A 12,279-nucleotide genomic window follows, 5' to 3' on the forward strand; every position below is an offset into this window, starting at 1 on the left:
CAAAACTTGACGCGAGAATATACTTTGCACATGCAAAAAACACTCAATACTAAAAAAGCCAATTTGGCAATGGAACGAGCTGGACTGACACAAACCGCAGTGGCAGAGAGCCTTACTGTCTCAAAAGAAGCTGTCTCACAATGGCTAAGCTCTAAATCTTTTCCACGTCCAAATAAACTTCTACAGCTGGGCAAGTTGTTGGGGCTCCCTTTTGATGAGCTTGTTATCAAAGAAGATCCATTTGCTCCTAAAGTTGCTTTTCGTAAGAAAGCTGGAACAAAGACAAAAGATCACCATATTGAAAAAGCTCAGGAAATGGGCCGTTTTTTGCGCCACCTAGTTGCTTACCTGCCTTTTGATACTTTGGAGATGCCACCAGTACTTAAGTCACCTAGTTGTGACTATGATTATCTTTGTAAAGCAACGGCAAAAGTTAGGGACGACATTAATGTTGGAACTGCTGAGTGTATTGACTTTTCACACCTTATTCGACGCTTCTCTGAGTTACAGGCAGTTGTTGTCCCTGTAATGTGGGGAACAAAACAACGCCATGAAAATGCTGTTCACATACATTTACCTGATTCACAAAGTACTTGGGTTTATCTAAATCTTGATACTAATATTCATGATTTCAAATTTTGGATGGCGCATGAGCTAGGGCATTGTTTATCTCCAAGCTTAGAAGGCGACACTGCTGAAGATTTTGCTGATGCTTTTGCTGCAACTTTATTGTATCCACATGAGTTGGCAGAGAAAGCGTATACCTCTATCAATGCACAGCTATCTCCAGCTGCCAAAATTGCACACGTTGTAGACTTAGCAGATCAATTTACCATTTCACCTTATACGGTGCTTGGCCAAGCAAATAAGTATGCACTTTCAACTGGGCGGAATGAAATTAAGCTAAGTAAATCATTTCATGGTGCTGTAACTAATTTTAATAAGCGCTATAAAAACTTAAGTGATGCTTTGTTTGGTGATGCTGAGCTTGATGAACACGGAAAACCAAGTGCTAAAGAGTATATAGATAAAGCTGAAACAGCATTTGATACGCCATTTTTTGAACTACTCAGAAAGTACCTCAAAGAACACGATAAAGGCCCTGGTTTTGTTCAAACTGTACTGGATATGCCACTTCTTGATGCGCGAAGTATCCATACAGAGCTAACCTAATGCCTCAATCGAAAATACTGGTCGATACTAATACCTACTTAAGATTGGCAAAAACAATAAAACCATTATTGTTTATGCCTTTTGGCGTTAATGAATATTGCTTGTATATTTTGCCTGAATTGAATAAAGAGCTTGGTAATAGAAAACTGCAAAGTAAATTTCCATGGGTAGAGGAAGAAGAATTTTCAGAAAACCGTAAACACTTTCCGAGTATTGGCAGAAAACAAAAAAAATCAATTGAGCAAGCCTTTGAATATATATGGAATCATGTTCAAACTGAACTGCCAGGGCCATCTAAAGTTGATGCTTTGTATGTTGCCTATGCGTTGGAGCTAGGTGTTCCACTGATTACAGATGATCAAGATATGGCTGAATTAGCCAAAGTTTTTGACGTGCAAGTCATGTCTACACTTGAGCTTCTTAAAATCATGTTGGATTGTGGCCATACCGATATGAAAACGATTGATGGTTTATGTGAATACTGGCGTTACATATCAGATATGCCAGCGCGATTTCATTCTGATTACAAACGTTTATTTGGTGCCAAGTAGCTAAAAATATTACATTCTTTCTTGTACTCCTTTCCATATACGATATATTGACAGTCTTGTACTTTCTCGACACTGGTGAGACTTTTCGTCATGAGCACTCCCATACTGACCATCAAAGATGTGGCTAATTACCTAAAGGTCAATGAACGGACTATTTATCGACTTGCCGCTAACGGTGAACTGCCGGGTTTTAAGGTGGGCAATTCGTGGAGCTTTAAACAAAGTGAGTTAGATCATTACATCGCTTCTCAACATAACCGCGCGAATACCATCGAAACAATCAAATCACCAAAAAGTAAATCAAGTGATAATTAGGAATTAGGCCCCATGGCACAACTAGAAAATATTGAAGCAATTGAAAAACGCCTTTGGAAATCGGCTGATACCTTACGCGCCAACTCAGAGCTGGCTAGCAATGAATACTTTTTACCGGTAATGGGACTGATTTTTTTACGTCACGCTTACAGCCGCTATTTATCGGTAAAAGATGACATCATCACAACTTTGCCCAGCCGTGGTGGTAAAACGCGCGAACTCACTAAAGAAGACTTCTCGAAAAAAAGCGCTATCTTCTTAAAACCAGATGCTCAGTTTGATGCGCTTATCGCCTTAACTGATGCCGATAATCGCGCCGAAGCCATCATAAATGCGATGGACTCTATCGAGGCAGACTATACCAATTTGCGTAATCAGCTACCCAAGCAGGAATATAACAATATTCCTAATGATGTTTTGGGTATGTTGTTACGTACGTTAAACCCAGAAGAATTAAAAAAAGCCACTGGCGATATATTTGGCCGTATCTACGAATACTTCCTCACTCAGTTTGCTGATCAAGGTGCGCACGATGGCGGTGAATTCTTTACCCCCGTATCGCTAGTGCAGTTATTGGTTAATGTGATTGAGCCCGACCATGGCAAAATTTTTGATCCAGCTTGTGGTTCTGGCGGTATGTTTGTGCAAAGCGCCCATTTTATGGCGCGTCACGCTCAAGACCCACACGAACTCACCTTCTATGGCCATGAGAAAAATCGAGTCACAACACGCTTAGCGAAGATGAATCTTGCTGTACATGGCTTAGAAGGTAATGTAGAAGGCGGTGAGAGTGCGATTACCTACTACAACGACCCACATGAAGGTTTGTTTGGCACAGTCGATTACGTGATGGCTAACCCGCCGTTTAACGTGGATGAAGTCGATGCAGACAAAATCAAAGGTGATAAACAACGCTTACCGTTTGGTTTGCCCGGTGTTAACAAAAATAAAAAGGTCAGTAATGGTAACTATCTTTGGATCCAGTATTTTTACAGTTATCTGAACGATACCGGTCGTGCCGGTTTTGTTATGTCATCTCAAGCATCCAGTGCCGGTCGGGATGAAGCCAAGGTGCGTGAGCAGTTAGTAAAAACCGGCGATGTTGACATTATGGTCGATATTCGCAGTAACTTTTTTTACACTCGAACAGTGCCTTGCCAGTTGTGGTTTTTAAATAAAAACAAACCAGCGCACTTAAAAGATAAGGTGCTGATGTTGGATGCTCGCAACGTCTACCGCAAAGTGACTCGTAAGATTTTTGATTTCAGCCCCGAACAGCAACAAAACCTGACTGCTGTGGTCTGGCTCTATCGTGGAGAGGCAGAACGATTTATTGAGTTGGTTCAGAGTTATATCGACAAGGCCATATTTGAAGCACGTTATTGTGAGTTCTCAGAAGAGCTCATGTGCAATCCTGTTCCCGATTTTGTTGAGCAGCTGGATAAACTCAGCAATGCCTTCCAACCTTTCATGGATAAGCTAGAACAAGACGGCACTTCTGTTGAACCCTATGCGGACTTCCTCAACGCTAAAGGGGCGGTTGAAGGCGGTTGGTCAAGGTTTCAAATCCTAACTAACGATCTGCAAACGTGGTGGAATCAAAACCAATATAACGATGCCGCTAACCTGTTGGACTTTATCGGCAAAGATGTCTGCTTAAAAGATTTAGCCGAACAAAGCCGTAACCTGATTAAAGAAATCGATCTAGCCTATAAGTTGACGACCCGTGTGATTGAATTGGCTGAAAGCAATGATGCTAAAGACAGTAAGCTGTGGGACAACATTCAACTTAATGGCCGTAGCCGCAGCAATTTAAAAAAGAGTGCCGAAGAAACCCGCAAGCTGGCTGTCGAGCAACTAAAACAGGTTCGTTACTTCTACAAGCAAGCACACTGGCTGTTAAGCCGTTTCCCGGAAGGAAAACTTAGGGATGTAGAAGGGCTAGTCAAGCTGGTAGATATTAAAGCTATTGAAGCAGCCGATTGGAGCTTGACGCCTGGACGTTATGTGGGTGTTGCACCGGAAGAAGTGGATGAGGATTTCGACTTTGAAGAAGCTCTGCATGATATTCATATTGAACTGCAAGGCTTAAATATTGAGTCGATTGAATTGGCTGAAAAAATTGCTCGTAACTTTGAGGAGTTGGGGGTATGAGTTGGTCTGAAAAATCATTAGATGAACTTGGTTTTGTATCCAGAGGTCGTTCGCGGAATCGTCCTAGAGATGCTGCTCATCTTTATGGTGGTCCCTATCCATTTGTGCAAACGGGAGATGTTAAGCATTCAGGTTTGTACTTAACTGAATACTCCCAAACATACAGTGAAGAGGGTCTTGCGCAAAGTAAGCTATGGCCTGTGGGTACGCTTTGCATAACGATTGCAGCCAACATCGCGGACACTTCAATTTTGGGGATAGAAGCTTGTTTTCCAGATAGTGTAATAGGCTTTATACCAACACAAGGAAAAGCTGATGCTCGCTTTATTAAGTACCTCTTTGATGCGGTCTTAAAACTTAGGTATCGCCAATATACGCAAGGTGCAGCTCAGGATAATCTTAGCCAAGGCAAGTTGTTGGCACTGAAATTTTTAGTTCCAGATGATGTAAAAGAGCAAAAACGAATTGCAGATTTCATTGCTAGTTACGATGAACTTATCGAAAACAACCGCCGCCGTATTCAGTTGCAGGAAGAATCTGCTCGCCTACTGTATCAGGAATGGTTTGTTCACTTGCGTTTCCCCGGCCATGAGCTGGTTAAGATTACTGATGGTGTTCCTGAGGGGTGGGAAAAGAAACCAATTAAGCAAATCGCAACACTCAATTATGGCAAAGCTCTGAAAGCCGAAGTGCGTGTGCCTGGACCATTTCCTGTTTATGGATCAAGTGGTGAAGTTGGAAGCCACGAAAAAGCCTTGGTAAAAGGGCCTGGCATTGTCGTTGGAAGAAAAGGCAATGTGGGGAGCATCTTTTGGGTCAACACGGACTTTTACCCTATTTATTTTATTTCCTCTGAAGAAAGCAGTTTGTTCCTATATCACGCGCTGAAAAATGTTCAGTTTATTAATACTGATGTTGCTGTTCCGGGGTTAAATCGCAATATGGCTTACAGTCGAGAAATTCTTATCCCTAACCACAAAAACTATCAGCGTTTTTTATCAGAGGCTCAACCAATACAAAAACAAATTAATAACTTACAGGACTACAACAATAAGCTTGCTCAAGCTCGTGACTTGTTACTACCTAAACTAATGAGCGGCGAACTGACCGTGTAATCAAAGGACTGATGAAATGAATAGAGATCAAGCTAAGCTCCACCTGCAAACTGCTTTGGCAAATGCTGCCGCCGATTTCCGTGATGGCCAATGGGAAGCGATTGATGCTCTAGTCAATCATCGACAGAAATTGTTAGTGGTACAGCGTACAGGTTGGGGGAAAAGCTCGGTTTATTTCATCAGCACCAAAATTTTTCGTGATCGCGACATGGGGCCAACCATTATCGTTTCGCCTTTGCTGGCGTTGATGCGCAATCAGATTGAATCTGCTACGCGTTTAGGTATTGTGGCTGAAACTATGAACTCCACTAATACCGATGAGTGGCGATCTGTCACCCAACGTATTCTTAATAATCAAATTGATTGCTTGCTGATTTCTCCAGAGCGGCTGGCCAACGACAATTTCATTGAAACAGTCTTACAGCCTATTGCCGACCGTATCGCCCTGATGGTGATCGATGAGGCTCACTGTATATCCGATTGGGGCCACGACTTCCGCCCAGACTATCGCCGTATAGTAAATATCCTGCGCCAGCTACCCCCTAATACACCAGTATTAGGCACCACTGCAACCGCGAACAATCGCGTTGTAGCCGATATTCAAGAGCAGATTGGTGATATTCAAATTCATCGTGGTCCACTGACTCGTGAAAGCCTTGCCCTGCAAACCATGGTGTTACCCGATCAGGCGTCTCGCTTGGCCTGGTTGGCTCAAGTCATTCCAACTTTACCAGGCACTGGCATTGTTTACACTTTAACGGTGCGCGATGCAGAGCAGGTCGCCAACTGGCTCACTAATAATGGTATTGATGCTAAGGCTTATCATGGCAGCGTTGAGGCTGAAGGGTTTGAGAATAGCAATACGTATCGCCAACACTTGGAAGAGTTGTTACTCAACAATCGGTTAAAGGTGTTAGTCGCAACCTCGGCTTTGGGCATGGGCTATGACAAGCCGGATTTAAGTTTTGTTATCCACTACCAAGCGCCGGGCTCTATCGTTGGTTATTATCAGCAGGTAGGTCGAGCAGGGCGTGGCATTGACCATGCTGTTGGCGTATTGATGTCGGGTGTGGAAGATCAGGATATTCACGAGTTTTTCCGCGAGTCGGCGTTCCCATCTGAGGCGCAGGTGAATGAAATTTTACACGTACTGGAACAAAGCGATGGTTTGTCATTGCGCAGTATTGAAGAGCAAACCAACCTGCGTCATGGTCAAATTGAAAAAGTTCTTAAATTATTGAGTGTGGAAAATCCGGCTCCTGTAATCAAAGACGGCAGCCGTTGGGCAAGAACCCCTGTGCGCTATCAAATGGATCATGCCCGAATCGCTCATTTAACTGGCCAGCGTGTTCAGGAATGGCAAGAAGTTCAGGCATACCTTGCAGATACTGATTGTAAGATGACCTTCCTTCGCCGAGCGCTTGACGATCTTGATCCAACGCCCTGCGGTAAGTGCGCATCTTGTGTTGGTCGGCTCGTTATCAATATTCCGGTTGATCCTAGTTTGGTGCACCGTGCGGGTACCTTTCTTAAACACGCCGAAATGGTGATTAGTCCAAAAGCACAGGTCGCAGCCAATGCGTTTTTAGAGTACGGCTTTCGTGGTAACCTCCCACTTAACCTTCGCGCACAAGAAGGGCGTGTTTTATCGCGCTGGGGCGATGCCGGTTGGGGGCACATGGTAGCGGACAACAAGCATGCTGGACGGTTCATTGATGAATTAGTCGAAGCCATGGTTGAAATGGTTCAACAGCGCTGGCAGCTTAATCCTGCACCTGAGTGGATATGCTGCGTACCTTCTCGGAACCATCCAGAACTGGTGCCAGATTTTGCTCGCAGGCTAGCAGTTCGTTTAGGCCTACCTTTTGTTGATGCTGTAAGTAAAGTAAAAGACAATCAACAGCAAAAAGGGCAGCAAAATCGGTTCCATCAATGCCGCAACTTAGATGGTGCATTTGCAGTTAATCAAGATATTCCAACTACACCAGTTTTACTTGTTGATGACATAGTTGATTCTGGTTGGACGCTGACCGCTATATCAGCATTATTACAACAAGCAGGTAGCGGTGTCGTGTATCCCGTGGCACTAGCTTCCTCTTCGGTGAAAGACTCATGAATTTATCGCCAACGGCTCAGGCTACATTACTACTTACTTGCTATTTTTCCAAAGCGAGTAGCGAGAATGCTAAACCCCTTACAAATGCTGAATGGGGGCGCTTTGCGTTATGGCTAAAAGAAAAATCTACAAGCCCGGCTGATTTGTTAGGAGCAGATCCTCACGTTTTACTTAACGGTTGGTATGATGAGCGCATTAGTGCAGAACGGATTATGCAATTGCTCAATCGCGGCCACAGTCTCGCCTTAGCAGTAGAAAAATGGCAGAGGGCTGGTCTCTGGGTGGTTACACGTTCTGATCCTGAATATCCAAAACGCTTAAAACAACGCTTGAAGACTGCTTCCCCTCCTGTACTGTTTGGTTGTGGTAATAAGGCATTACTGAATGAGGGTGGTTTGGCCGTAATTGGTTCTCGAAATGCCAGCGATGACGATTTGTTTTTTACTCAGCAAGTTGGTGCTAAAGCTGCGAGTGAAGGTGTCGCGATTGTTTCTGGTGGCGCTCGTGGGGTTGATGAAACGGCTATGCTAGGAGCAATGCAGCAAGGTGGATTTGTAATAGGTATTATGGCAGACAGCTTATTGAAAGCGGCGACGAGTGCTAAGTGGCGCAAAGGCTTAATGGATAATAATGCTGTGCTGATTTCGCCATTTTATCCGGAAGCCGGATTTAATGCAGGTAATGCCATGGCGCGCAATAAATATATTTACTGCTTAGCTGACAGCGCCCTTGTTATTCATTCTGGTAAAAAAGGTGGAACACTTAACGGAGCAGAAGAAAACCTGAAAAAGGCATGGGTACTGCTGTGGATTAAACCAACCACGGATAAGGACGCGGCCAATGCTGATTTGGTGGTTAAAGGGGGCCAATGGTTAGAGACCGATCTTCAAAGTTTGGTTGTTGCTGATTTGATGAAAAATGAAGGCAACCAGATGAGCCCTCCTAAGGAAATGCAGGCCGATTTATTTTCAATGCCGGCAGAGTCCGGATTGTTTACTGAGCCTGAGCCAGAAAAAGTTACTTCTTATACTGAACTCGATAATGCACCAGCTGAACAACAAGCAGGTAAAGAGAGTATCTCTGCACACATTGTTGAAATAGAACCTGCGTCAAACCCTATCGATTTTTACCAATTGTTCATTGCTGAGCTTAATCGGCTTGCTAAAGATGCTGTCTCTGTCGATGAACTAATTGAAGGCACAGGGCTGCACAAGTCGCAGTTGAATGAGTGGTTGAAACGCGCTGAGGAAGACGGTTTAGTGAATAAGCTTAATCGCCCCGTTCGTTATCAATTCGAAAACAAAAAATAAAAGGATTTAGCCATGGCGATGACAGAAGATACTCTGGTTCAACAAGTAACAGCCGATTACTTATTGAATGAATTACAGTGGGATGCCTCTGTCATGGGCATGTATGAGCGTTTAGGCAAGGAGGGAGACTTTGGGCGAGAGTCAGAGAAGGACATTATTCTTACCCGATACTTAGGTGAGAAGCTGATAGCGTTGAACCCCAGTTTGCCAGAAGTTGTCTACCAAGAGGCACTTCGTCTTGTCTGCGAAATGCCGTCTTCAACCAATATTCTTGCTGTTAATAAAGAAAAATATTCGTTGCACAAAAATGGGGTGGAAGTCAGCTACCTTAATGATAAAGGTGATCGGGTAAAGAAACGTCTACGTCTTTTCGATTTTGACAATTATGAAAACAATCACTTTTTATTAGTACGTGAGTTTTGGGTAAAGGGTGACATTTATCGTCGCAGAGCTGATTTGGTTGGATTTGTGAATGGAATTCCTCTGCTGTTTATGGAAGTGAAAAACGTCCACAAGGATATTAGGGCTGCCTACGAACAAAACCTCGCCGATTACAAAGACACTATTCCGCATCTGTTTTATCACAATGCTTTTATCATTTTGGGAAATGGCATTGATGCCAAGATTGGCTCAGTCTCCAGTAAATTCGAGCATTTTAATGATTGGAAACGTTTAAAAGAGAATGAGCCTGGTGTTGTGGATATGGAAACCTTGCTGAAAGGTACCTGCTCCAAAACGAGCCTAATGGATATCTTTGAAAATTTTACCTTGTTTGACCAAAGTTCTGGACGGCTAGTGAAAATTGTCGCCCGCAATCACCAATATCTGGGTGTCAGTCGAGCCATAGATGCGGTTATTAATCATGGTGAACGCTTGGGTAAATTGGGTGTTTTTTGGCATACCCAAGGTTCAGGGAAATCTTATTCAATTGTTTTTTTTGCGCAGATGGTGCATCGAAAGTTGGGGGGGAATTATACCTTTGTAGTACTGACTGATCGGGAGGATCTCGATACGCAGATTTATAAAACTTTCGCAGGAAGTGGAGTTGTCGACAATGATAAAGACCCATGCCGTGCCGATAGTGGTAAAACCCTTAAAGAACTAATAGGCCAGCAGAAAGCATTTGTTTTCACCTTGATTCAAAAATTTAATGAAAAGGTAGATCCTCTAAAACCTTACTCTAAACGCGATGATATTATTGTTATTACCGACGAGGCTCACCGCACACAGTACGGAACTTTGTCTCTAAACATGCGTAATGCTCTGCCTAATGCTAGCTTTATCGGTTTTACAGGCACTCCATTATTCAAAGATGACGAGATAACTAAGAAGGTATTTGGTGATTATGTTTCCACTTATGATTTTCAACGCGCAGTTGAAGATAAAGCAACGGTACCTTTGTACTACGATGCTCGTGGTGAAGAATTAATATTTACTGATGAGGATGGTAACGAGCATACAGTCGCTGACCCCAAAGGAATTAATGAGCGAATAGCAGAAAAACTTGAAGAGCTAGAAATTGATGATGTAGATGTACAACAACGGTTAGAGCGTGAGCTTAAACGCGACTACCACATCATTACTTCAACCAGTAGGCTTGATCAGATTGCTCAAGATTTTGTTGCCCATTATGCCAATGGCTGGGAAACGGGCAAGGCCATGTTTGTTTGCCTTGATAAAATCACCTGTGTGCGAATGCACAAACTGATCGATTTTTATTGGCTGCAAGAAATTAAAGCAAAAGAGAGAGAGCTTTCATCGGTCGCAGATGAGCAAGATTTAGCTTGGCGAGAGCGACAATTGGCGTGGATGAAAGAAACGCTGATGGCCGTTGTGGTTAGTGAGGAACAGGGTGAGGTTGCGAAGTTTGAAAAATGGGATTTGGATATAAGACCGCATCGCCTGCTAATTAAAACAGGTTTTGAGTTAAAGGATGGCTCGCGTTTGGATATGGAAGAGGCGTTCAAGACTAACGAACACCCTTTCAGGGTAGCGATTGTCTGTGCCATGTGGTTAACGGGCTTTGATGTACCAACACTCTCCACTCTGTATTTAGACAAACCCCTTAAGGCGCATACTTTAATGCAGGCCATTGCTAGGGCAAATCGTGTGGCGGAAGGCAAAAATAATGGACTGATTGTCGATTACAGCGGCATACTCAAAAATCTACGTAAAGCGCTGGCAACATTTGCTGGTGCGGGTGACGAAGGCCATGGTGGTGAGGAAGGTGAAAATGAACCAGCCAAACCCAATGAGGAACTTTTACAAAGCCTAAATGAGTCGATTAGTTTTGCCGCTGAGTTTTTACGGAAGCATGATTTTGAATTGAGTCGAATAATCACCGAAACTGGATTTGTTAAGAATGCGGCGATTGCACAGGCCAAAGAAGTCATCAATATAAATGATGAAACCAGAAAACGATTTGAAGTGATTGCCAGAGAGGTATTCAACAAGTTCAAGGCTTGTATCAACGTGCCGGGTATTAATGATTATCGTGATCTGCGTGATGCTATTAATGTTCTTTATAAGAGTTTACAGGCAGATAAAGAGAAAGCTGATATCTCAGATATCATGAAAGAGCTTTATAAAATCGTTGACGGTAGCATAGATACTACATATAAAATCAAAGAGCCAAAATCGGATAGCGAGCGAATTTACGATATCAGCAAGATCGATTTTGAACGTTTGCGCCAGGAGTTTGCAAAATCAGAGCGAAAAAATACAACCGTGCAATCTCTGAAGCATGCTGTTGAGAATAAACTTGCTCGCTTAATGATGCAAAATCCGTTACGCACTGATTATCAAGAGCACTACGAAAAACTTGTTAGAGAATACAATCAGGAAAAAGATCGCGTTGTAATTGAGAAGACATTTGAGGCGCTCATAAAGTTCAATGAAGAACTTTCGCATGAAGAAAAACGTGCGCTTAGGGAAGGGGTGGACGAAGAGTCCCTAGTGTTGTTTGACTTACTGAGCAAGCCAAATTTGAAACCTCGAGAGATAGCGAAGATTAAACAAGTAGCGACGGCTTTATTGTCGACACTTAAGGCTGAGCGACTTAAAGTTGCGAACTGGCAGCAGAAAGAATCATCGCGGGATGCGGTAAAGCAGCAGATTTATGATTTTCTTTATGACGAGAGAACGGGACTGCCTATTGATCAGTACGAAGAAGATGAAATTTCCGATATTACTGAAAGAGTCTTTCTTCACATATACAGGGCATATCCGGAATTACCATCTCCCATATATAGTGCGCAACATTAGTTTGTTAACAACTTTATTGTGACACTTTTTTGAGTTGATTACTTATACCTTAAAAAGTTAACAACTTTATTTATATTACCAATAATTACGTTTATTTAAAAACAATGAGTTACCGATCTATTTGTTAATAACTTTATTGTTGACCAACACAAATAGATATTGAGTAAAGACTAGGGGGCGTTGACAATTGGCCATGATTAGCTGATTAAGATACAATTTTTCTCTTTGAAATTCATATGTCTCGTAAAATGATTAGCGATAAGCAGTGGCGACGAATTCAT

At 42.8% G+C, this 12,279-nt stretch carries 8 protein-coding genes; all 8 read left to right on the plus strand.

Translation table 11 applies throughout. The features are described from left to right. The first annotated feature begins 30 nt into the window (after positions 1–30). The 8 genes from L2764_RS09340 to L2764_RS09375 all read left to right on the plus strand — a co-directional run bounded on the left by L2764_RS09340 (position 31) and on the right by L2764_RS09375 (position 11,998). Positions 31–1,173, plus strand: coding sequence for a helix-turn-helix domain-containing protein (locus L2764_RS09340; protein WP_248939956.1), 1,143 nt, complete (start codon positions 31–33; stop codon positions 1,171–1,173). After that, positions 1,173–1,724, plus strand: a complete 552-nt coding sequence (locus tag L2764_RS09345) for a PIN domain-containing protein (protein ID WP_248939957.1) — start codon at positions 1,173–1,175, stop codon at positions 1,722–1,724. Before L2764_RS09340 ends, L2764_RS09345 begins: the two co-directional genes overlap by 1 nt. Before the next feature lie 90 nt (positions 1,725–1,814). Then, positions 1,815–2,039 carry a helix-turn-helix domain-containing protein gene (locus L2764_RS09350; protein WP_248939958.1) on the plus strand — a complete coding sequence of 75 codons (225 nt, stop codon included), beginning with the start codon at positions 1,815–1,817 and terminating at the stop codon, positions 2,037–2,039. Between the two features lie 12 nt (positions 2,040–2,051). After that, positions 2,052–4,193, plus strand: coding sequence for a class I SAM-dependent DNA methyltransferase (locus L2764_RS09355; protein ID WP_248939959.1), 2,142 nt, complete (start codon positions 2,052–2,054; stop codon positions 4,191–4,193). Continuing rightward, on the plus strand, positions 4,190–5,308 hold the full coding sequence (locus tag L2764_RS09360; protein WP_248939960.1) for a restriction endonuclease subunit S: 1,119 nt from the start codon (positions 4,190–4,192) through the stop codon (positions 5,306–5,308). Before L2764_RS09355 ends, L2764_RS09360 begins: the two co-directional genes overlap by 4 nt. Positions 5,309–5,324: 16 nt before the next feature. Beyond that, positions 5,325–7,424 carry a RecQ family ATP-dependent DNA helicase gene (locus L2764_RS09365; protein ID WP_248939961.1) on the plus strand — a complete coding sequence of 700 codons (2,100 nt, stop codon included), beginning with the start codon at positions 5,325–5,327 and terminating at the stop codon, positions 7,422–7,424. Next, positions 7,421–8,734: a DNA-processing protein DprA gene (locus tag L2764_RS09370; RefSeq protein WP_248939962.1), complete on the plus strand. Its 1,314-nt coding sequence runs from the start codon at positions 7,421–7,423 to the stop codon at positions 8,732–8,734. Before L2764_RS09365 ends, L2764_RS09370 begins: the two co-directional genes overlap by 4 nt. Before the next feature lie 12 nt (positions 8,735–8,746). After that, entirely contained in the window at positions 8,747–11,998 is a 3,252-nt protein-coding gene (locus L2764_RS09375) for a type I restriction endonuclease subunit R (protein ID WP_248939963.1), read from the plus strand. Positions 11,999–12,279 lie beyond the last annotated feature (281 nt).

It is taken from the genome of Shewanella surugensis (assembly GCF_023284005.1).
Classification (GTDB): domain Bacteria; phylum Pseudomonadota; class Gammaproteobacteria; order Enterobacterales; family Shewanellaceae; genus Shewanella; species Shewanella surugensis.

Excerpts from the sequence above, each read along its gene's own strand:
- L2764_RS09340 (WP_248939956.1), top strand. The coding sequence starts at position 31 with ATGCAAAAAACACTCAATACTAAAAAAGCCAATTTGGCAATGGAACGA.
- L2764_RS09345 (WP_248939957.1), top strand. The coding sequence starts at position 1,173 with ATGCCTCAATCGAAAATACTGGTCGATACTAATACCTACTTAAGATTG.
- L2764_RS09350 (WP_248939958.1), top strand. The coding sequence starts at position 1,815 with ATGAGCACTCCCATACTGACCATCAAAGATGTGGCTAATTACCTAAAG.
- L2764_RS09355 (WP_248939959.1), top strand. The coding sequence starts at position 2,052 with ATGGCACAACTAGAAAATATTGAAGCAATTGAAAAACGCCTTTGGAAA.
- L2764_RS09360 (WP_248939960.1), top strand. The coding sequence starts at position 4,190 with ATGAGTTGGTCTGAAAAATCATTAGATGAACTTGGTTTTGTATCCAGA.
- L2764_RS09365 (WP_248939961.1), top strand. The coding sequence starts at position 5,325 with ATGAATAGAGATCAAGCTAAGCTCCACCTGCAAACTGCTTTGGCAAAT.
- L2764_RS09370 (WP_248939962.1), top strand. The coding sequence starts at position 7,421 with ATGAATTTATCGCCAACGGCTCAGGCTACATTACTACTTACTTGCTAT.
- L2764_RS09375 (WP_248939963.1), top strand. The coding sequence starts at position 8,747 with ATGGCGATGACAGAAGATACTCTGGTTCAACAAGTAACAGCCGATTAC.